This is a genomic window from Streptomyces sp. NPDC051183 (assembly GCF_040682455.1).
GTDB lineage: Bacteria > Actinomycetota > Actinomycetes > Streptomycetales > Streptomycetaceae > Streptomyces.
Genome location: NZ_JBFBBA010000010.1, coordinates 144,936 through 164,379, shown reverse-complemented (window position 1 = coordinate 164,379; position 19,444 = coordinate 144,936). Strand labels below are relative to the sequence as shown.

The window sequence follows — 19,444 nt, the reverse complement described above, 5'->3', positions numbered from 1 at the left end:
GGCATCGGGCCTGGGGCACGCGCCCGCGATCGGGCTCATGTTCCCAGACCCGAGCTTGTCAGATGACAGGTGGTCGGCCGAGCCGGGTCAGTCGCCAGACCGTACGCCACTTCATGGGGTGCCTGGGACCACAGGGGGTGGTCCAGCCCTCCTTGAACCCGCCGAACCACGCCTTGAGCGCGGGCGCCGACGGCCGCCGCGCGAGCGTCAGCAGGAGCCACACGCCCACGTAGACCGGGACGAGCGGGGCGGGCAGGTTGCGGCGGGCGAGCCACACCCGGTTGCGGGCCACCATACGGTGGTACACCGCGTGCCGCGAAGGCGCGGTCGTGGGGTGCAGCAGGACCATGTCCGCCCGGTAGTCGATCTGCCAGCCGGCATCGAGCGCCCGCCAGGCCAGGTCGGTCTCCTCGTGGGCGTAGAAGAACTCGCCGGGCAGGTCTCCGACCTGCTCGAACACCTTCGTGCGGACGGCATTGGCGCCGCCCAGGAAGGTGGTCACGCGCGAGGAGCGCATCGGGTCGGAGGCGCGCAGCCGGGGCACGTGCCGGCGCTGGGTCTCGCCGGTGTCCGGATCGGCGATCCGGAAGCTGACGATCCCGAGCTCCGGGTCCTCGGTGAAGGCCTGCCGGCACAGCTCGGCGGTGTCGGTCCGCTCCAGCAGCCCGTCGTCGTCGAGGAAGAGCAGGGCGTCCACCTCGCGGCCGCCGGGGCCGAAGGCCTCGATGCCCACGTTGCGGCCGCCGGGGATGCCCAGGTTCTCGGGGAGGTCGACCGTACGGACTCCCGCGGGCAGGTCCGCCAGCCCGCTCACCTGCACGCCCTGGCCCACGACGACGACCTCGACCGGGTCGCCCTCCTGGCGGGCCACCGAGTCGAGCAGCGCCTTGAGCTCGTCGGGCCGGTTGCCCATGGTGATGATCACGGCGCCCAGCCGCATCGGCGAGGTCACTTGAGCCTGCTGGAGGCCAGGATCGACACCAGGTGCAGCAGCGTCTGGAGCAGCGCGATGCCGGCCAGTACCGCCACGCCGAGCCGGGAGAAGTACAGGTCGCCCCGGACCTGGTCCAGCACGGCCAGGAGCAGGATGAGCAGGGACGCCTCGATGCCGAGGACGAGGCGGTGGAACTTCAGCGCGGCGGCGGCCCTGCGGGCGAGCGCCATGCCGGACGAGCGCGGCTCGGCCGCCGCGTCCTTGACCACCGGCTTGCCGGCCTGGTGGCGGGCGACGCCGACCAGGTCGGTCTCGGCCTTGATCAGGATCGCGCCGAGGGCCGCGAGGGTGCCGAGGAAGGCCCACAGCCAGTCGACGCGTCCGCCGCCCCACAGGTCGGCGGCGCGCAGGCCGAAACCGACCAGGACGGCCGCGTCGCAGAGGTACGCGCCGACGCGGTCGAGGTAGACGCCGGAGAGGGAGAACTGCTTCTTCCAGCGGGCGACCTCCCCGTCGACGCAGTCGAGCAGCAGGTACATCTGGACGGCCACCACGCCGAGGACGGCGCCCCAGACGCCCGGCACCAGCAGGGCCGGGAGGGCGAGGACGCCGGCGAGGGTCATCACGTAGGTCAGCTGGTTCGGCGTGACCTTGGTGGTGACCAGGAGGCGGGTGATGCGCAGGGAGATCTCGCGCATGTAGAGGCGCCCGCCCCAGTGCTCGCCGCTGACCCGGTCCTTCACGCCCGCAGGGTGAACGACGGGCCGGAGTTCAGCTACGGATGGTCTGGACATAGTCGGCGTAAGCGTCCCTGATCTCGGCTGCGGACAGGTTGAGGTGCTCCAGGATGGTGAAGCGTCCCGGACGGGTCTGGGGTGCGTACTCGACGGCCGCGACGAACTCGTCCACGCTGAACCCGATCTCCTCGGGCAGCACGGGCAGCCCGTGGCCGCGCAGCACCTGGACGAAGAGTCCGGACTGCTCGGCGGCTCCGCGCAGGTGCATCGCGAAGGCGGCGCCGATGCCGACCTGCTCGCCGTGGAGCGCGGAGCGCCCCGGGTAGAGCAGGTCGAAGGCGTGGCTGATCTCGTGGCAGGCGCCGGACGACGGGCGGGAGTCCCCGCTGATCGACATGGCGATGCCGGAGAGCACGAGCGCCTCGGAGAGCACGGTGAGGAACTCGTCGTCGCCACAGCCGCCGGGGTGGCGCAGCACCGACTCGCCGGCGGTACGGGCCATGGCGGCGGCCAGGCCGTCGACGGGCTCGCCGGTGAGGCGGTGCGAGAGCTCCCAGTCGGCGATGGCCGAGATGTTGGAGATCGCATCGCCGATCCCGGCGCGGATGAACCGCACCGGGGCTTCCTTGATGACGTCGAGGTCGATCACCATGGCGATCGGCGTGGGGACACCGTAGGAACCCCGGCCGTTGTCGTTGTCCAGGATGGAAACCGGCGAGCAGATGCCGTCGTGGGAGAGGTTGGTGGCGACGGCCACCATGGGCAGCCCGACCCGCGCCGCGGCGTACTTCGCCACGTCGATGATCTTGCCGCCGCCCAGGCCGACCACGGCGTCGTAGCGGCGGCCCTTTATGTCGTCGGCCAGCTTGACCGCGGAGTCGATGGTGCCGTCGACGACCGGGTACCAGTCGGCGTGCGGCAGCACGGGCTCCAGCTTGGCGCGCAGCGCCACGCCGGAGCCGCCGCTGATCGCGATCGCGAGCTTGCCGGACGCGGAGATCCGCTGGTCGGCCAGGACGCCGGCCAGGTCGTCCATGGCGCCGCGACTGATGTCGACGACGACCGGCGAGGGGATGAGCCGCGTCAGTACTGGCATGCGATCGTCCGGCCCTTGGCGAGGTCGTCGTGGTTGTCGATCTCGACCCACTTGACGTCGCCGATGGGAGCCACGTCGACCGTGAAGCCGCGGCCCACCAGCTCCTGGTAGCCGTCCTCGTAGTAGAGGTCGGGGTCGCGCTCGAAGGTGGTCTTCAGCGCGTCGGCGAGTTCGACGGCCGCCTCGGCCTCGATGAGGGTGACGCCGATGTACTCGCCGGTGGCGGAAGCCGGGTCCATCAGCTTGGTGATCTTCTGGACGCCCTTCCCCTCGGCCGTGATGACCTTCATCTCCTCGTCGGCCAGGTGCTTGACCGTGTCGAGGGCGAGGATGATCTTCTGGCCGTTGCCGCGGGCGGCGAGGAGGGTCTCCTCGACGGAGACCGGGTGGACGGTGTCGCCGTTGGCGAGGATCACGCCCTGCTTCAGGACCTCACGCGCGCACCACAGGGAGTAGGCGTTGTTCCACTCCTCCGCCTTGTCGTTGTCGATCAGCGTGATCTTGACGCCGTACTTGGCCTCCAGGGCCTCCCGGCGCTCGTAGACGGCTTCCTTGCGGTAGCCGACGACGATCGCGACCTCGGTGAGGCCGACGGCGGCGAAGTTGCCGAGCGTCAGGTCGAGGACCGTGATGCTCTCCTCGGCGCCTTCGGGGCCGACGGGCACGAGGGCCTTGGGCAGGGTGTCGGTGTAGGGACGCAGTCGGCGTCCGGCACCGGCAGCGAGTACAAGGCCGATCATGCTGGTTCTCCTTCGTCATGTACGGCGGGTGCTCCGGAGGAGACCCAGAAGCGGATGCTCTCCACGAGCACCACGAGTGCCACGAACACGGCCACGGCCGTGAGCGCGACGGGGAAGTCCGCTGCGCGCGTCGCGAGGACGGCGGCCAGGCCCACGGTCAGCAGGACCCGGCCCTCATGGCCGCCGATCGTCCGCACCAGCCAGTGCGGGGGCGCGCCGGTACCGCCACGGATGCGGTACACCGTGTCGTAGTGATGGTACGCAACCGCCGCGACCAGTCCGAATGCCGCCGGAAGGGCTCCGGGTACGTCCGCCTTGGCGGCCAGGACCAGCACGGTGCCGTACTCGGCGGCCCGGAACAGCGGGGGCAGCAGCCAGTCCAGGGGCGCCTTCAGCGGCTGCGCCACGGCGGCTCCGGCGGCCAGCACGTACACGCCGGCGAAGACGAGCAGCCAGGGCTCGCCGAACGGCATCGTGTACGCGGCGGCGAGCAGCGCGACCACGGCGCCCGCCCCGCCCGCCATGAACGCGGGCGCGGTGTAGGAGGGCAGCCTGCGCAGGGCCCCGGCGATCATCTCGCCCAGCGGGCCGGTGTCGGCCAGGTCGGCGAGTGCGCGGGCGGCCCGGTCGGTACGGGCGGCCCGGCGGGTCAGCGAGCGCAGGACCCGGCCGGCGGTGGTGTACAGGGCGCCGAAGGCGCAGCCGACGAGCAGGGCGTAGAAGACGGTCCGCGGGGTGGTGACGGCGGTGAGCACAGCGATCATCGCCCAGCGCTCACCGATCGGGAGGATGATCATCCGGCGGACCCAGACCGTCCAGCCGACGCTGTCGAGCCGGTCGGAGAGGGCCGCGGTGGGGCTGGTGTTCGCCGTGGCGTCGTGGTTGGCCTCGTTGAAGGCGAAGTCGACGACGTGCCGGCAGGTCATCAGGACCATCGAGCCGAGCGCGAGGGCCCAGACGTCATCGCCGTTCCTGGCCGCCCCGAGCGCGAGGCCCGCGTAGAAGGAGTACTCCTTCGCGCGGTCGAAGGTCGCGTCGAGCCAGGCACCCATCGTCGAGTACTGGAGCGAGTAGCGGGCGAGCTGCCCGTCGGTGCAGTCAAGGACGAAGGAGACGAGCAGGAGCACGCCGGCCGCGACGTAGCCCCAGCGCTCGCCGGTGGCCGCGCAGCCGGCCGCGATCAGCGCGGTGAGCAGCGAGGCGGTGGTCACCTGGTTCGGGGTCAGACCGCGGCGCGCGCACCAGCGGGCGATGTAGCGCGAGTACGGGCTGATGAAGAAGGTGGTGAAGAACCCGTCGCGGGACTTGACGGCGGTGCGCAGCCGGACGGCCTCGTCGTCGACGGCGGCGACGGCGGCGACGGCCGCGTCGCGCTCCTCGGCGGAGGCGGGTACGGCGGCGACGAGCGTGCCGAGCTCGGGGCGCTGGACGGTGGTCCCGGCGGCCTCGACGGCGGCGGCGAGCCGGTCGGCGTACGGGCCGGCGCCCACGGGCGTGAGCGCGGCGGCCTTGTCGAGGGCCGCGCGGGCGCCCGGCTGGACGGCGAGGGCCCCGGTGACGGCGCAGGCGTCGAACCGCGGGTCGGTCAGGGCGAGCCGGAGCGCGTGCACGTGCCCGACGAACTCGCTGTCCACGAGGGCCACCCGCTGATCGGCGGGTACGGCGGCCAGCGCGGCGGCGGTGTCATCGGGGGCGGTGGCGCTGCGGACGTCGAATCCGAGGGAGCGCAGCTCGTCGGCGAGCGGTGATCCGGGGACCGGCAGGCCGGTGAGGATGACGGTCGGCAGACGAACTCACTCCTTGTGACGAACACGGGACGGCCGCCTCTGGGGCGGCGGCTCGTCGGCAGAGGCTATCGGATGAACGGAAGCAGCCGTTCATCACCTGTTTACGCCCTGATAAGCCGAATATTCCGGGCCCCGGGCCAGGCCTGATCATCATTGACGATCACGGCGCCGTACCACAAACGGCGTGGATGTTAGGGTGGACACGCCCCTGATCGTGTCGAATGGAATGAGGTGGGTTGATGACCGTCGTAGTGGTCGCGGCCATGCGCAGCGAACTCCGGTGCATCTCCCATTCCTTCCGGGCGTCCGGCCAGGTCTGATCAGCGCTTCCACGCGCCGAGACACCTCGTCGGCCGGAGCCCCCTTTCAAGGGTTCACGTTGACCGACTTCACCTTCAGTCCCTTCATGCAGGCCTTCTACGCGTTGCACCGCGGGCTGCCCCGACAGGCTCCCGGGTCCGACGCGAGCACCCGCCGCCTGCTGTCCCTGTGCGGACCGCTGCCCGAGCGGCCGCGCGTCCTCGACCTGGGCTGCGGTCCGGGCCGCAGCGCACTGCTGCTCGCCGCCGAGGCGGGCGGGGGCGCGCACGTCACCGCCGTCGACGTCTACGACGGCTTCCTCGAAGAGCTCCGCGAGGCCGCCGGTGCCCGCGGGCTCGGCGACCGCGTCCGCACCGTCAAGGCGGACATGGGCGCACTCCCCTATGAGGATGGTTCCTTCGACCTGATCTGGGCCGAGGGCTCCGCCTACATCCTCGGCTTCGGCGCCGCGCTCGCGCGGTGGAAGCGGCTGCTCGCTCCCGGCGGCACCCTGGTGCTGACCGAGTGCGAGTGGACCGTGGAGGAGCCGTCCGCCGGGGTCCGGGCCTTCTGGGACCCCCAGTGCCCGCTGCGTTCCACCGCCCGCAACCTCGCGGCCGCCCAGGCCGCCGGGTACCGGGTGCTGGGCGTGCACCACCTGCCCGACTCCGACTGGGGCGAGTACTACGGCCCGCTCGCCGAGCGGGTGGCCGCGAACGCGGAGCCCGGCCCGGGCGCGGACCCGGCGGCGGCCGCCGCGCTGGCTTCCGTACGCGAGGAGCTCGACGTACGGGAGCGGTACGGGCACGAGTACGGGTACACCGGCTTCGTCCTGCGCCCGGTGAGCGCCGGGGACGGGGGCGCCTGGGCGGCCCGGCCGGAGACGCCGGCCGACGTCGCCGCGGTACGGGGCGTCAACCTGGCGGCGTTCGAGACCCCGCTGGAGGCGGATCTCGTGGACGCGCTGCGGACCGACGGCGCATGGCTGCCGGGGCTGTCGTACGTGGCCGAGGGCCCGGACGGGTCGGTGGCGGCGCACGCCCTGCTGACCCGCTGCGAGGTCGACGGGGCACCGGCGCTCGCGCTCGCTCCGGTGGCGGCCGATCCCGCGCGCCAGCGCTCGGGCGCGGGCAGCGCCGTCGTACGGGCGCTGCTCGCGGCGGCCAAGGAGCGCGGGGAGTCGCTGGTCCTGGTGCTGGGGCACCCGGAGTACTACGCGCGGTTCGGGTTCGTGCCGGCTTCGCGCTTCGGGATCCGGGCGCCCTTCGAGGTGCCCGACGAGGCGATGATGGCGCTGGTCCTGGACGATTCCGTGCCGGTCGCGGCGGGCACCATCAAGTATCCGGCCCCGTTCGGGATCTGATCGCGCCGTAGCCCGGCGGTCTGCCCCCCGTCGCTTATCACGCGACGGGGGGCAGACATGCGCGGATCACCGAAGTGGGGACAAGCCGCTTTTGTACGGCAGACTGAAGGCCGAAGTCCGAAGCGAAGGATGGGTATGCCGACCACACCAGCCACCGCCGCGAACAGCGCGTCCAACGGCACCGGCACTCAAGAATCGATCATGCTCGAACTGGTCGACGAGTCCGGCAACACCATCGGCACGGCGGAGAAGCTCTCCGCCCATCAGGCGCCCGGTCTGCTGCACCGGGCGTTCTCCGTGTTCCTCTTCGACGAGCAGGGCCGTCTGCTGCTCCAGCAGCGGGCTCTGGGGAAGTACCACTCCCCCGGCGTCTGGTCGAACACCTGTTGCGGTCACCCCTACCCCGGGGAGTCGCCGTTCGCGGCCGCCGCCCGGCGGACCCACGAGGAGCTGGGGCTGTCGCCCTCGCTGCTGGCCGAGGCCGGCACGGTCCGCTACAACCACCCGGACCCCGCTTCGGGTCTGGTCGAGCAGGAGTACAACCACCTGTTCGTGGGACTCGCGCAGGCAGCTCTGCGCCCGGATCCCGAGGAGGTCGGCGACACGGCGTTCGTCACCGCGGAGGAGCTGGCGAAGAGGCACGCCGAGGCGCCGTTCTCGGCCTGGTTCATGACCGTTCTGGACGCGGCACGGCCCGCGATCCGCGAGCTGACCGGCGAGGCCGCGGGCTGGTAGGCCGTACGGGGACCGGCCGTACGCCGTCGTGCGCGGCCGTTCGGGGACCGGCCGTACGGTGATCCGCCGTACGGTGATCAGCCGGCCGGGGTCGGCGCGGCGAGCGGCAGGGCCGCCCAGATGACCTTGCCGCCCGTGGAGGTGTGCTCGACGTCGCAGACCCCGCCGGACTCCAGCGTGATCTCCCGGACCAGGAGCAGGCCCCGGCCGCCGGTCTGGCCGAAATCCGCCTCCAGCGCCTTGGGGCGGTACGGGTGGTTGTCCTCGACGGCCACCCGTACCCACTCCCGGCCGATGGCGACCTCGACGGCGACCTCCGGCGAGAGCAGGGCCGCGTGCCGGACGGAGTTCGTCACCAGTTCGGAGACGATCAGCAGCAGGGAGTACACCAGGTCCTGATGGGCCGGCACCCCCTGGCGCCCCAGCAGGTCGCGGACCGCACGGCGGGCCTGCGGAACGGATTCTTCTACCGCGGGAGCGGTGAACCGCCACACTCCCTCGTATGCGAGTGGGGCGGCCGGAGCCTCCGGCTCGTCCGCCTCGACTGGCGGGACACTCCCGCTGACGTCCATTTCCCGGCCCCCGTCTTCACGCTCGATCGTCTCCACGCGACAAGAGTGGGGAACAGCCTGGTGCGGGCCGGACCGCTGACCATAAGTCAGCGCCAATCGGACACTTTCTGACCACTGGCGTATGACGGAGTCAGTTGTTGGACCGTTCCTGATCTTCTGGCAGCCGCTTCTCGGCCGCCTCGCGCGCCCCGGCCGCCGCGTCCTGCGCCGTCGGCGCCCCCTCCGGCGGGGTGTCTTCCCTGACCAAGCCCAGGATGCGGCGGGCGCCCATGCCCAGGGCCACCAGGCTCAGCCCGTCGAACAGCAGGGCGAGCGAGAAGAAGGTTCCGATCACGTACAGACTGCTGCCGGGCCAGTTGGAGAGGATCAGCAGGCCCAGCAGGATGCCGAAGGCGCCCTGGACGAGGGTCAGGCCGAAGTTCGCACCGCGCACGACGAGCCCGCCGGCCAGCCTGAACACCCCGCCGGTGAGGAAGAGCAGCGCCGCGAACATGGTCAGCGCCTCGGCGCTCGCCTCGGGGCGGCGCAGGATCACGAAACCGGCCGCGATGTTGATGGCCGCGACGATGACCGCGAGCCAGAAGTAGTTGCTCTTGCGGGACTGCACGGCCTGCAACAGCCCGACCACACCACCCGCCAGCAGCAGCCAGCCGAAGAGGAACATCGAGGTCAGCGTGGCGACGCCGGTGTAGACCAGCCCCACCAGACCCGCGATCACCAGCAGGACACCCAGCAGGGCCAGCACGCCGAAGCTGCGGCTGACCTCTTTCCTGTCCTTGCCCTCGGTACGGTCTGCACGGTCTGCGCCCATGGGCGTGCCACCTCCTCGCACCCCCCGGACGGACTCCCTTGATCATAGGTACGACCGCCCGGGATAGCATCCGGCGCATGGACGCAGCCGCAACCGCAACCCTCCTGCACTCGGTGGCCGACGGGGTCGCCACCGTCGTGATCTCCCATCCCGCCAAGCGCAACGCCATGACCGCGGCGATGTGGAAGCGCCTGCCGGAGCTGCTGGAAGGGTTCGCGGCCGATCCCGCCGTACGGGTGCTGGTGCTGACCGGGGACGGCGGTACCTTCTGCGCGGGCGCGGACATCTCCGCCATCACCGGGGACGAGGACCAGCAGGCCCTGGCCGTGGCGGCGGAGGAGGCCCTGGCGGCCTTCGCCAAGCCCACGGTGGCGGCCGTCCGCGGCTTCTGCGTGGGCGGCGGCAGCCAGCTCGCGGCCGCCTGCGACCTCCGCTTCGCCGAGGAGGGCGCCTCGTTCGGGATCACACCGGCGCGGCTGGGCATCGTGTACGCGGCCTCGTCCACCCGGCGGTTGACGGACCTGGTCGGCCCGGCGGTCGCCAAGTACCTGCTGTTCTCGGCGGAGTTGATCGACGCCGAGCACGCCCTGCGGGCCGGATTCCTCAACGAGCTGCTGCCCGCCGGTCAACTGGACAAGCGCGTACGGGAGTTCACCCGGATCCTGACCACCCGATCCCAGCTGACCCAGGCGGCGGCCAAGGAGTTCGCGGACGGGCGGACCGACCGGGACGCCCACTGGGCGGCGCAGGCGGCCGGCAGCGGCGACACCGCCGAGGGTGTCGCCGCGTTCCTGGAGCGCCGCGCCCCGGAGTTCACCTGGACCGCCGGGCGGTCCGGTCCTACTTCAGGATGAAGCGGCTCTTGGACCGCCATTCCTCGACCAGGTCGGCCGGGGCCTTCTCGGGAGAGCCCGCGTCGTAGGGCGGCTGGGGGTCGTACTCGGTCAGCAGCTGGACCGACTGGGCCAGCCGGTCCCCGCCGATCCGGCCCAGCAGGGCCAGACCCATGTCGATGCCGGAGGACACCCCGGCGGCCGTCACGTACTTGCCGTCGAAGACGACGCGGTCGCCGGTGGGGCGGGCCCCGTACGCCGGGAGCTGGTCGAGGGCGAGCCAGTGCGAGGTGGCGCGGCGGCCCTCCAGAAGCCCGGCGGCGGCCAGCAGCAGCGAGCCGGTGCACACCGAGGTGGTCCACGCGCTGGTGGCGTCGGCCGTCCGCAGCCAGTCGAGCAGGACCGCGTTCTCCATCTGGTCGCTCTGCCCGGGGCCGCCGGGGACCAGGACGATGTCGGGGTTCGGCACGTCGGCGAGGGTCTTGTCCGCCATCAGCGCGAGCGAGCCCGAGTCGTTGCGCACGGGTCCGGGCCGCTCGGCCACGAAGACGGTCTCGGCCCCCGGGAGCCGGCCCAGGGTCTCGAAGGGGCCGACGGCGTCGAGTGCGGTGAAACGGTCGAAGAGCAGGATGGCGATCTGCATGGCTCCTCCGGAGCGGTAGACGGTTCGGTCATCGGGTTCTACAGGGGTTGGGGCCGGCCGCCGAAGCGGCGCCGGTACTCCGCCGGGGACTGGCCCAGGGTCTTCACGAAGGCCCGGCGCAGCGCCTCCGGCGTCCCGTAGCCGCAGGCGCGGGAGATCTGGGCCACCCCCTCGGTGCTGTCCTCCAGCAGCCGCCGCGCGTGCTCCACCCGCACCCGCTCGACGTACCGCCCGGGCGTCACCCCGGTCTCCGCCTGGAAGGCGCGGGCGAAGTGGCGCGGGGAGAGCCGGGCCCGGGCCGCGAGCGCCTCCACGCCGAGGTCCCCGCCCGGGTGCTCGGTGATCCACTGCTGGACGTCCCGCAGCGGCTCCCGCCGGGCGGTCTGCGCGGCGAGCTGCGCGCTGAACTGGGCCTGGTTCCCGGGCCGCCGCAGGAAGACCACCAGGTGCCGGGCGATCGTCAGTGCGAGGTCCCGGCCGTGGTCCTCCTCGACCAGGGCCAGGGCGAGGTCGATCCCCGCCGTCACCCCGGCCGAGGTGCTGACCGGTCCGTCCCGTACGTAGATGGGGTCCGGTTCCACCTCGACGGCCGGGTAGTCCCGGGCCATCCGCTCGCACGCGTTCCAGTGCGTCGTGGCTCGCCGGCCGTCCAGCAGTCCCGCCTCGGCCAGCAGCAGGCTCCCCGTGCACACCGACACCAGCCGCTCCGCACCGGCCCCGTGGGCGCGCAGCCAGTCGGTGAGCCGCGGCGCGATGTCGGCCGTGTACCGGCCGCCGGGCACCAGCAGGGTGGTCCCGGCACCCGGGCGCTCGCCCGCCAGGTCCCCGTCCGGCACCAGCGTCAGCCCGCTGTGCGTGCGGACCGGCGCCCCGCCGAGGGAGACCGTCCGGATCGCGTAGCCGGTGGAGCCCAAGGCCCGGGCGGCGCCCGCGAACACCTCCACCGGTCCGGTGACGTCCAGGCTCTGCACCCCGTCGTAGAGGACGACGAGCACGTTTCGCTGCTGCATGACCTCATCCTGTGACGCGCGGCCGATGGCTGCAATGACGTGCATCCCACCTATCCGGCCATGCTCCCGGGCTCCGGGGAGCACGGCCGCGCGGATAGGATCGGCAGATCATGACTGCAACCCTCGTCGCCAAGAACCTCACCGCCGCGCACGGTGAGCGCACCCTCTTCGCCGATCTCGACCTCGTCGTCGCGCCCGGCGACGTCATCGGCCTCGTCGGCGTCAATGGCGCCGGGAAGTCCACCCTGCTGCGGATGCTCGCCGGGCTGGACACCCCCGAGACCGGTGAGCTCCGGCTCTCCCCGCCCACCGCCGCCGTCGGCCACCTCCCGCAGGAGCCGGAGCGCCGCCCCGGCGAGTCGGTACGGGAGTTCCTGGCGCGGCGCACCGGGGTGGCCGCCGCGCAGGCGGAGCTCGACGAGGCGACACAGGGCCTGGTGGACGGCACCCCGGGTGCGGACGACGCGTACGCGGACGCCCTCGACCGGTGGCTGAACCTGGGCGGCGCCGACCTCGACGAGCGGGCCCAGGAGGTCGCCGACGACCTCGGGCTGGCCGTCGGACTGGACCTGCCGATGGCGGCGCTCTCGGGCGGCCAGGCCGCGCGGGCCGGCCTCGCCTCCCTGCTGCTGTCGCGCTACGACGTGTTCCTGCTCGACGAGCCCACCAACGACCTGGACCTCGACGGTCTGGAGCGGCTGGAGCAGTTCGTGAAGGGGCTGCGCGCGGGCACGGTGGTCATCAGCCACGACCGCGAGTTCCTCACGCGCACGGTCACCAAGGTCCTCGAACTCGACCTGGCCCAGCAGCAGATCAACCTCTACGGCGGCGGCTACGACTCCTACCTGGAGGAGCGCGAGCGCGCCCGCAACCACGCCCGCGAGGAGTACGAGGAGTACGCGGGCAAGAAGTCCGCCCTGGAGGGCCGGGCCCAGATGCAGCGCAACTGGATGGACAAGGGCGTGCGCAACGCCCGCCGCAAGTCGAGCGACAACGACAAGATCGGCAAGAACCTGCGCGGCGAGTCGAGCGAGAAGCAGGCCGCCAAGGCCCGCCAGACACAGCGCGCGATCGAGCGGCTGGAGGTCGTCGACGAGCCGCGCAAGGAGTGGGAGCTGCGCATGGAGATCGCGGCGGCCCCGCGCTCCGGCTCGGTCGTCGCCACGCTGCGCGAAGCGGAGGTCCGGCGCGGGGACTTCGGCTTCGGCCCGGCCAGTCTGCAGATCGACTGGGCGGACCGCGTCGCGATCACCGGGGCCAACGGCGCCGGCAAGTCCACGCTGCTGGCCGTACTGCTCGGCCGGCTGGCCCCGGACTCCGGCTCCGCCACGCTCGGCTCCGGCGTGCTGGTGGGCGAAGTCGACCAGGCGCGCGGGCTGTTCCTCGGCGAGGAGCCGCTGCTGGAAGCCTTCTGCGCGGCCGTCCCGGACACCGAGCCGGCCGAAGTCCGCACGCTGCTGGCGAAGTTCGGCCTGAAGGCGGCCCACGTGCTGCGCCCCGCGGCCACCCTCTCCCCCGGCGAGCGCACCCGGGCGGCCCTGGCGCTGCTCCAGGGCCGCGGGGTGAACCTGCTGGTGCTCGACGAGCCCACCAACCACCTCGACCTCCCGGCGATCGAGCAGTTGGAGGCCGCCCTGGACGCCTACGAGGGCACCCTCCTGCTGGTCACCCACGACCGCCGGATGCTCGACGCGGTCCACGTGACCCGCCGCCTGGAGGTCGCGAACGGCAAGGTCACCGAGCTCTAGGAGTGGGTCATTCGGCCGGGGGCCGGCGGGTGCGGGCCATCTTCCGGGCCACGAAGGTGCGCGGGAGGTGGCGGACCGCCAGGGCGTACGCCCGGTAGCGGCGGCCGGTGACGCTGATCGGGCGGCGGCGGACGAGGTCCTTCAGGGCCTTGTCCACCACGGCCCGCGGGTCCAGCCAGACCGCCTCGCGCAGCGCGCTGACGTCCATCCCGGCGCGCTCCTGGAACTCGGTGCGGGTGAATCCCGGCACCACCGCCAGCACGCGGACCCCGTAGGGCTCCATGTCCACCCGGAGGGACTCGCTGAAGGCGGTGACCCAGGCCTTGGCGGCTCCGTAGGTGCCGGTCGGCAGGAGCCCCGCCACCGAGGAGACGTTGACGACCGCGCCCCGGCGGCGGTCGCGCAGGCCCGGCAGCACGGCGTGGGTGAGCCGCAGCGGGACCTTCACCAGCAGGTCGAGCATCCGCTCCTCGTCCTCGACCGGGCTGTACGGGAAGGGCGCGGGGAGGCCGAAGCCGGCGTTGTTGACCAGGATGTCGACGGGGCGGGTGCGGTCGGCGAGCCGCTGCTCCACGGCCGTGCGGTCGCCGGTGTCGAGGAGGTCGGCGGCCAGCACCTCGCAACGGGCGCCGAACTCCCGCTCCAGCGACTCGGCGACGGTTTCGAGGCGGTCCTTGTCGCGGGCGACGAGGACGAGGGCGCAGCCCTTGGCCGCGAAGCCGCGGGCGAAGGCGGCGCCGAGTCCGGCGCTGGCTCCGGTGATCAGTACGGTGGGCACGTGCGGGTCACTTCCTTGCTGTCGTTCGCGTCACGGGGCGAATGCGGTGGTGGCCGGCGAGGCGTAGGCCCGGGCGACGTCGACGAGGAAGCGGGCCTCGCCCTCCAGGTCGCCGTCCTCGGCCGAGGTCTGGATGGCGGCCGGCAGCTCCAACGCGTCGTCCTCGCCCCGCTGTTGCCCGGCCCCGGCCAGCTTCGCCTGCCGCGCCTCCCTGAGTACGCAGGCCAGCGCGGCCGCGGCGCGCGCCTGGTCGGGCACCCCGTGTCCGGCGACGTGGCTGCGGGCCCGGTCCGGGACGCCCGGGGCGACGTACTCCCCCAGGATCAGGATCGCGTCGCGGGTCTCGATGACCTTGCGGTACACGAGCAGGTTGCGCGGCACCGGCGGCCACAGCAGCTCCAGTACCCGGCCGGCCCGCGGCTTGGTGAGGGCGACGTGCGGGACGGCGTGGACCAGGTCGCGCCACAGCGGCCAGAGCCGCCAGGCGGTGGCGATGTCGGCGGTGGTGCGGCGGAAGGTGAACAGCGTCGGGACGAGGATCGCGGCGGCGCGCACCAGGCCGTGCAGGTTCATCAGCAGCGGCAGGGCGGGCATCGCCCAGGTGCTGCCGAACAGTGCTTTGAGCAGGTACGCGAACCAGAACAGCCCGGCGAGCGCGGTGCCGAGGCCGAACAGTTGCAGTCCGACGGCGAGGCCGCGGCTCTCGGTGCGCCGGCTGTAGCGCCAGCAGACGTACACGCAGACGGTGTTGGCGAGCAGGTGTGCGGAGATCAGCACCAGCCAGTACGCCAGGGAGGGCACCGGATCGCCCTGGGGCGGGATGGTGTGCGTGCCGTGCGCGGGCGCGGCGGCGTCGAGCACCAGCAGCGTGCCCAGCCAGGCCACCGTTCCTGTGCCGGAGGCGAGTTGGAGGCGTCGGCCGCGGGTGGCGGCAGCCACGAAGTAGAGCACGGCGCCCGCCGAGAGCACCCCGATGAGGTTGCGGATCAGGCCGATGGTGTGGGCGTAGCCGGGGTCGCGGCCCATCGCGTACGTGACGACGGCGGGCAGGTTCAGGGTCATCGCGGCGGCGGCCGTGGCGACCGCGAGCCACAGGCCGCGCTGGTGCGGGGAGCGCAGCGCGCCGGGGGCGCGCAGCAGTACCGCGATCCAGAGGCAGACGACGCTGGGGACGGCGAGCCAGTCGCCGAGCGCGGTGAGGTCAGCCGCCATGGTGACCGCGCCTGCGCCGCTCGTAGCCCATCGCGGACTCCAGCCGGGCGAGGGTGTCCCGGGCCTCTCCCGTGGCCGGCCCGGGGCCGGCGGTCGCCGTGCGGATGCGGATCATGCTGGCGAGCATCTCCGCCTCCTGCTCCTGGCGGGTGGTGTAGTTGGTGCGCCCGAGGACGGTGGGAGCCTGCCCGTCGGTGTCCTCGCCCTCCAGCGAGTGGTGCCCGAACAGGATGTGGCCGATTTCGTGGAGCACGATGTGCTCCCGGTGCAAGGGGGTGGTCTGGGCCTCGTAGAAGACGTAGTCGACGCTGGCGGTGCCCACCCACAGCCCGCAGACCCCGGACTCGGCCGCCTCCCTGGGGAGCGGGTGGAGCTTGATGGGGCGGCCCCGCTGCTCCGCGATCCGGTTGCACAGGCCGTCGAGGGAGAAGGGGTGCGTCAGGTCCAGACGACCGAGAATCGACTCGCACCGTTTGCGCAGACTGAGTTGCGGGTGGCGCATGTGATCCCTCTTCTGATCCCTCTTCGGAGCCTTTCTCGGGCAACGTCGGTATGCGTGCGTGGGCAGGGGCATGGCGTCCTTCGGGAAAACGCGGAAGCCCGTCCGCCGGAAGACGAACGGGCGTTCCACCATCCCTACAGATCTTGCACGGGGGTTGGCAAGGCATGTCCCCAGGTGGGGTGCCTATTCGGCCAACCCTGCCACTACCGCTTGCGGCGCTCCTCGGGGCCGGTGAGGCCGGCGCGGCGCAGGGCGTCGGCCATGGCGCTGTTGGCCGGAGCCGGGGCGCCGCCTCCGCCGCCGCCCTGGCGCTGACCGCCCTGGCGCTGACCGCCCTGGCCCTGCCGCTGGCCGCCGCCCTGGCCCTGACCGCGCCGGCCCTGGCCCTGGCCCTGGCCACCGTCGCGGGCGCCGCGCTGCTGGGGCGGGCGGCCGCCGCCGCGCCGCTCCTGCCGCTCCTCGCGCGCCTTCGGCTCGCCGGCCGGCGAGCGGTCCCGGTCCTGGCCCGCCTCGTCCTCCAGCCGCAGCGTGAGCGAGATCCGCTTGCGCGGGATGTCCACGTCCATGACCTTCACGCGGACGATGTCGCCCGGCTTGACCACGTCCCGCGGGTCCTTGACGAAGGTCTTCGACAGCGCCGAGACGTGCGCCAGTCCGTCCTGGTGGACGCCGATGTCGATGAAGGCGCCGAAGGCGGCCACGTTGGTGACCACGCCCTCCAGGATCATCCCGGGGGCCAGGTCGCCGATCTTCTCGACGCCCTCCTTGAAGGTGGCCGTCTTGAAGGCGGGCCGCGGGTCCCGGCCCGGCTTCTCCAGCTCGCGCAGGATGTCCGTGACCGTCGGCAGGCCGAAGGCCTCGGTCACGAACTGCTCGGGCCGCAGCGAGCGCAGTACGCCGGTGTTGCCGATCAGGGCGGCGACCTCGCTGCCCGCCGTCTTGCCCATGGCGCGCACCACCGGGTACGACTCGGGGTGCACGCTGGAGGAGTCCAGCGGGTCGTCCCCGCCTCGGATCCGCAGGAAGCCCGCGCACTGCTCGTACGCCTTCGGGCCGAGGCGGGCCACGTCCTTGAGCCCCTTGCGGTTGCGGAAGGGGCCGTTGGCGTCGCGGTGGGACACGATGTTCTCGGCGAGGCCGCCTCTGATGCCCGAAACCCGCGAGAGCAGGGGCGCCGAGGCGGTGTTGACGTCCACGCCGACGCCGTTCACGCAGTCCTCGACGACGGCGTCGAGCGAGCGCGAGAGCTTCACCTCGGCCAGGTCGTGCTGGTACTGGCCCACCCCGATCGACTTCGGGTCGATCTTGACGAGTTCGGCGAGCGGGTCCTGGAGCCGGCGGGCGATGGAGACGGCGCCGCGCAGCGACACGTCCATGCCGGGGAGTTCCTGCGAGGCGAAGGCGGAGGCCGAGTACACGGAGGCGCCGGCCTCCGAGACCATCACCTTGGTGAGCTTCAGCTCGGGGTGGCGGGTGATCAGGTCCCCGGCGAGCTTGTCGGTCTCGCGGGAGGCGGTGCCGTTGCCGATGGCGATCAGCTCGACCGCGTGCTCCTCGGCGAGACGGGCCAGCTTGGCGAGGGACTCGTCCCACTTGTTGGCGGGCACGTGCGGGTAGATCACGTCCGTGGCGACGACCTTGCCGGTGGCGTCCACGACGGCGACCTTGACGCCGGTACGGAAGCCCGGGTCCAGTCCCAGCGTCGCGCGGGTCCCGGCCGGCGCGGCGAGCAGCAGGTCGCGCAGGTTGGCCGCGAAGACCCGTACGGCCTCGTCCTCGGCGGCGGCGCGCAGCCGCATCCGCAGGTCGATGCCGAGGTGCACCTGGATCTTCGTGCGCCAGGCCCAGCGGACGGTGTCGGCGAGCCATTTGTCGCCGGGGCGGGCGCGGTCGTTGATGCCGAAGCGCCGGGCGACCATGCCCTCGTACGTGGACGGTCCGGGCGTGTCGCCGGGCTCCTCCGGCACCAGGGTGAGGTCGAGCACGTCCTCCTTCTCACCGCGCAGCATCGCGAGGACGCGGTGCGAGGGCAGTGCGGTGAAGGGCTCGGCGAAGTCGAAGTAGTCGGCGAACTTGGCGCCCGCCTCCTCCTTGCCCTCGCGGACCTTCGCGGCGAGCCGGCCGCGGCCCCACATGCGCTCGCGCAGCTCGCCGATCAGGTCGGCGTCCTCGGCGAACTTCTCGGTGAGGATGGCGCGGGCGCCCTCCAGCGCGGCCGCCGGGTCGGCGACGCCCTTGTCGGCGTCGACGAACGCGGCCGCCGCGGCGGCCGGTTCCACCGACGGGTCCGCGAGCAGGCCTTCGGCGAGCGGCTCCAGACCGGCCTCGCGGGCGATCTGCGCCTTGGTGCGGCGCTTGGGCTTGAAGGGGAGGTAGATGTCCTCCAGCCGGGCCTTGGTGTCGGCCGCGTTGATCCGCGCCTCCAGCTCGGCGTCGAGCTTGCCCTGCTCCCGTACGGAGTCCAGGATCGCCGCGCGCCGGTCCGCCAGCTCGCGCAGATACCGCAGCCGCTCCTCTAGCGTGCGCAGCTGCGCATCGTCGAGCATCTCGGTCGCTTCCTTGCGGTAGCGCGCGATGAACGGCACGGTGGAGCCGCCGTCGAGCAGCTCGACGGCGGCCTTGACCTGCCGCTCCCGTACGCCGAGCTCCTCGGCGATCCTGCCTTCGATGGACATCGTCACGATCGGGTCCCGCCTGCCTTCGTTTGCACTGGAAGGCTGCCAATTGTGGCAGGTGGCGGCGGCGGACGGCGGGACCCCCGGTTGCGGACCCGCTCAGGCCTTGCCGAGGAGGTCGCCCGGGAAGGCCCCGGCGCCGATGGCCCGCATCACGAATCCGCCGCCCAGTTCGGCGAGTCGGGCCAGTCCCGCGGCGCCCAGGTGCTCGTACGGGGCCGCGTCCAGGCGGTCGGTGTCGGCCTCCAGGGCCTCGCGTACGGCCTTGCCCTCGTCGGTGAGCTCGCCGTCCGCGTCCAGGATCCCGCGGGCGCGCAGCCGCTCGGCCGCCGCGTCCAGGTCGGACTGCTCCCAGCCGCGGATGGCCTTGAGCCACTTCGGGCTCATGCCGCGGCCGGTGGCGGTGTGGCTGACCAGGGCCTCCACCGGGTCGAGGCCCGCGAGGAGCAGCGCGGCGAGGTGGCCGTCGCCGCGGTGCTCGCGCAGCAGCGTGGTGGCGTGCCACAGGCGCAGGTGCGGCTCCTCGGGTACGGGGAGGTCCGCGTGCGCCGCGTAGAGGGTGCGGGCGTGCCGGGTGCAGCCCTCGGTGGCGCGCATCGCGAGGTCGGCGGTCTCGGCGAGCTCGGGGGACTCGACGGCCTCCTGGCCCAGCAGCCGGCGCAGGGTGCTGTCGACGGCCCGCAGCCGGGCGGCGAGGGCCTGCTCGGGGGTGATGGTCTGCCAGACGGCGGGCAGATGCCGGGCGACGAGCTCGTGGCGGTAGTTGTAGAACGTGGCGGTCACCGCGCCGGCGCCGACGGCGCCCATGGCGGCGGAGCGGTGGGCGAGGTTGACGGCCACCGGGTCGGTGATGCCGAGGCCGGCGAACTCCTTGCCCAGGTCCGGCGAGAAGTAGACGGCGGAGTGCAGCGGATTGATCGCGGTGTGCCAGCAACGACGGGCGTCGAGCAAGGAAATGGTCATGCCGG

The 19,444-nt window shown here is 72.7% G+C and carries 19 protein-coding genes; 5 read left to right on the top strand and 14 right to left on the bottom strand.

Features of this window, described 5'->3' with window-relative positions:
• Window positions 1–58: 58 nt before the first annotated feature.
• Genes AB0M99_RS11770 through AB0M99_RS11750 form a run of 5 tightly spaced genes read right to left on the bottom strand, consistent with a single transcriptional unit; the run spans window position 59 to window position 5,141 of the window.
• Window positions 59–952, bottom strand: a complete 894-nt coding sequence (locus AB0M99_RS11770) for a glycosyltransferase (protein ID WP_365919126.1) — start codon at window positions 950–952, stop codon at window positions 59–61.
• Entirely contained in the window at window positions 949–1,728 is a 780-nt protein-coding gene (locus AB0M99_RS11765) for a CDP-alcohol phosphatidyltransferase family protein (RefSeq protein WP_365919124.1), read from the bottom strand. Before AB0M99_RS11765 ends, AB0M99_RS11770 begins: the two co-directional genes overlap by 4 nt.
• A complete protein-coding gene (locus tag AB0M99_RS11760; protein WP_365919122.1) occupies window positions 1,706–2,767 on the bottom strand; it encodes an iron-containing alcohol dehydrogenase family protein in 1,062 nt (353 codons plus the stop codon). Before AB0M99_RS11760 ends, AB0M99_RS11765 begins: the two co-directional genes overlap by 23 nt.
• Window positions 2,755–3,507, bottom strand: coding sequence for a phosphocholine cytidylyltransferase family protein (locus tag AB0M99_RS11755; protein WP_365919120.1), 753 nt, complete (start codon window positions 3,505–3,507; stop codon window positions 2,755–2,757). The genes AB0M99_RS11760 and AB0M99_RS11755 overlap by 13 nt, the downstream gene beginning before the upstream one ends.
• Complete coding sequence (locus tag AB0M99_RS11750) at window positions 3,504–5,141, bottom strand: DUF5941 domain-containing protein (RefSeq protein ID WP_365919118.1); 1,638 nt, start codon at window positions 5,139–5,141, stop codon at window positions 3,504–3,506. Before AB0M99_RS11750 ends, AB0M99_RS11755 begins: the two co-directional genes overlap by 4 nt.
• Between AB0M99_RS11750 and AB0M99_RS11745 the strand changes: the two genes are divergently transcribed.
• From AB0M99_RS11745 to idi, 3 genes are all read left to right on the top strand, one after another.
• Complete coding sequence (locus AB0M99_RS11745; protein WP_365919116.1) at window positions 5,118–5,255, top strand: hypothetical protein; 138 nt, start codon at window positions 5,118–5,120, stop codon at window positions 5,253–5,255. The genes AB0M99_RS11750 and AB0M99_RS11745 overlap by 24 nt on opposite strands.
• 445 nt (window positions 5,256–5,700) lie before the next feature.
• The gene (locus AB0M99_RS11740) at window positions 5,701–6,957 is read left to right on the top strand and encodes a bifunctional class I SAM-dependent methyltransferase/N-acetyltransferase (RefSeq protein WP_365919222.1); all 1,257 of its coding nucleotides are present in this window, start codon (window positions 5,701–5,703) and stop codon (window positions 6,955–6,957) included.
• A gap of 135 nt (window positions 6,958–7,092) precedes the next feature.
• Entirely contained in the window at window positions 7,093–7,692 is a 600-nt protein-coding gene (gene idi, locus AB0M99_RS11735) for an isopentenyl-diphosphate Delta-isomerase (RefSeq protein WP_365919114.1), read from the top strand.
• A gap of 77 nt (window positions 7,693–7,769) precedes the next feature.
• Here idi and AB0M99_RS11730 read toward each other — a convergent pair whose 3' ends face one another.
• Window positions 7,770–8,264 (bottom strand): ATP-binding protein, encoded by a 495-nt coding sequence (locus AB0M99_RS11730; protein WP_365919220.1) that lies wholly within the window; start codon window positions 8,262–8,264, stop codon window positions 7,770–7,772.
• A 130-nt stretch (window positions 8,265–8,394) separates the two neighbouring features.
• Window positions 8,395–9,075 (bottom strand): DUF308 domain-containing protein, encoded by a 681-nt coding sequence (locus tag AB0M99_RS11725; protein ID WP_365919112.1) that lies wholly within the window; start codon window positions 9,073–9,075, stop codon window positions 8,395–8,397.
• A 77-nt stretch (window positions 9,076–9,152) separates the two neighbouring features.
• On the opposite strand from AB0M99_RS11725, the gene AB0M99_RS11720 reads away from it, so the two are divergent.
• Window positions 9,153–9,929 (top strand): enoyl-CoA hydratase-related protein, encoded by a 777-nt coding sequence (locus tag AB0M99_RS11720; protein ID WP_365919110.1) that lies wholly within the window; start codon window positions 9,153–9,155, stop codon window positions 9,927–9,929.
• Here the strand turns inward: AB0M99_RS11720 and AB0M99_RS11715 are convergent.
• Both AB0M99_RS11715 and AB0M99_RS11710 read right to left on the bottom strand, forming a co-directional pair.
• The gene (locus AB0M99_RS11715; protein WP_365919108.1) at window positions 9,916–10,551 is read right to left on the bottom strand and encodes a DJ-1/PfpI family protein; all 636 of its coding nucleotides are present in this window, start codon (window positions 10,549–10,551) and stop codon (window positions 9,916–9,918) included. The two genes, AB0M99_RS11720 and AB0M99_RS11715, sit on opposite strands and share 14 nt — an antisense overlap.
• Before the next feature lie 38 nt (window positions 10,552–10,589).
• A complete protein-coding gene (locus AB0M99_RS11710) occupies window positions 10,590–11,561 on the bottom strand; it encodes a GlxA family transcriptional regulator (RefSeq protein WP_365919106.1) in 972 nt (323 codons plus the stop codon).
• 110 nt (window positions 11,562–11,671) lie between these two features.
• Here AB0M99_RS11710 and AB0M99_RS11705 point away from each other — a divergent pair, with 110 nt between their 5' ends.
• The gene (locus AB0M99_RS11705; protein ID WP_365919104.1) at window positions 11,672–13,309 is read left to right on the top strand and encodes an ABC-F family ATP-binding cassette domain-containing protein; all 1,638 of its coding nucleotides are present in this window, start codon (window positions 11,672–11,674) and stop codon (window positions 13,307–13,309) included.
• A 7-nt stretch (window positions 13,310–13,316) separates the two neighbouring features.
• On the opposite strand, the gene AB0M99_RS11700 is transcribed toward AB0M99_RS11705, so the two are convergent.
• The 5 genes from AB0M99_RS11700 to AB0M99_RS11680 all read right to left on the bottom strand — a co-directional run bounded on the left by AB0M99_RS11700 (window position 13,317) and on the right by AB0M99_RS11680 (window position 19,439).
• A complete protein-coding gene (locus tag AB0M99_RS11700; protein ID WP_365919102.1) occupies window positions 13,317–14,087 on the bottom strand; it encodes an SDR family oxidoreductase in 771 nt (256 codons plus the stop codon).
• A 30-nt stretch (window positions 14,088–14,117) separates the two neighbouring features.
• The gene (locus AB0M99_RS11695) at window positions 14,118–15,299 is read right to left on the bottom strand and encodes an MAB_1171c family putative transporter (RefSeq protein ID WP_365919100.1); all 1,182 of its coding nucleotides are present in this window, start codon (window positions 15,297–15,299) and stop codon (window positions 14,118–14,120) included.
• Window positions 15,289–15,801 carry a hypothetical protein gene (locus tag AB0M99_RS11690; RefSeq protein ID WP_365919098.1) on the bottom strand — a complete coding sequence of 171 codons (513 nt, stop codon included), beginning with the start codon at window positions 15,799–15,801 and terminating at the stop codon, window positions 15,289–15,291. The genes AB0M99_RS11695 and AB0M99_RS11690 overlap by 11 nt, the downstream gene beginning before the upstream one ends.
• 203 nt (window positions 15,802–16,004) lie before the next feature.
• The gene (locus AB0M99_RS11685) at window positions 16,005–18,482 is read right to left on the bottom strand and encodes a Tex family protein (RefSeq protein WP_365919096.1); all 2,478 of its coding nucleotides are present in this window, start codon (window positions 18,480–18,482) and stop codon (window positions 16,005–16,007) included.
• Window positions 18,483–18,575: 93 nt separating this feature from the next.
• A complete protein-coding gene (locus tag AB0M99_RS11680) occupies window positions 18,576–19,439 on the bottom strand; it encodes a hypothetical protein (protein WP_365919094.1) in 864 nt (287 codons plus the stop codon).
• Window positions 19,440–19,444: the final 5 nt, after the last annotated feature.

What these genes read in the sequence shown, in the direction of transcription:
- AB0M99_RS11730 (WP_365919220.1), bottom strand. Translation starts at nt 8,264, where the DNA reads ATGGACGTCAGCGGGAGTGTCCCGCCAGTCGAGGCGGACGAGCCGGAG.
- AB0M99_RS11765 (WP_365919124.1), bottom strand. Translation starts at nt 1,728, where the DNA reads ATGTCCAGACCATCCGTAGCTGAACTCCGGCCCGTCGTTCACCCTGCG.
- AB0M99_RS11755 (WP_365919120.1), bottom strand. Translation starts at nt 3,507, where the DNA reads ATGATCGGCCTTGTACTCGCTGCCGGTGCCGGACGCCGACTGCGTCCC.
- AB0M99_RS11710 (WP_365919106.1), bottom strand. Translation starts at nt 11,561, where the DNA reads ATGCAGCAGCGAAACGTGCTCGTCGTCCTCTACGACGGGGTGCAGAGC.
- AB0M99_RS11740 (WP_365919222.1), top strand. Translation starts at nt 5,701, where the DNA reads ATGCAGGCCTTCTACGCGTTGCACCGCGGGCTGCCCCGACAGGCTCCC.
- AB0M99_RS11695 (WP_365919100.1), bottom strand. Translation starts at nt 15,299, where the DNA reads ATGGCGGCTGACCTCACCGCGCTCGGCGACTGGCTCGCCGTCCCCAGC.
- idi (WP_365919114.1), top strand. Translation starts at nt 7,093, where the DNA reads ATGCCGACCACACCAGCCACCGCCGCGAACAGCGCGTCCAACGGCACC.
- AB0M99_RS11705 (WP_365919104.1), top strand. Translation starts at nt 11,672, where the DNA reads ATGACTGCAACCCTCGTCGCCAAGAACCTCACCGCCGCGCACGGTGAG.
- AB0M99_RS11690 (WP_365919098.1), bottom strand. Translation starts at nt 15,801, where the DNA reads ATGCGCCACCCGCAACTCAGTCTGCGCAAACGGTGCGAGTCGATTCTC.
- AB0M99_RS11760 (WP_365919122.1), bottom strand. Translation starts at nt 2,767, where the DNA reads ATGCCAGTACTGACGCGGCTCATCCCCTCGCCGGTCGTCGTCGACATC.
- AB0M99_RS11720 (WP_365919110.1), top strand. Translation starts at nt 9,153, where the DNA reads ATGGACGCAGCCGCAACCGCAACCCTCCTGCACTCGGTGGCCGACGGG.
- AB0M99_RS11680 (WP_365919094.1), bottom strand. Translation starts at nt 19,439, where the DNA reads ATGACCATTTCCTTGCTCGACGCCCGTCGTTGCTGGCACACCGCGATC.
- AB0M99_RS11715 (WP_365919108.1), bottom strand. Translation starts at nt 10,551, where the DNA reads ATGCAGATCGCCATCCTGCTCTTCGACCGTTTCACCGCACTCGACGCC.
- AB0M99_RS11725 (WP_365919112.1), bottom strand. Translation starts at nt 9,075, where the DNA reads ATGGGCGCAGACCGTGCAGACCGTACCGAGGGCAAGGACAGGAAAGAG.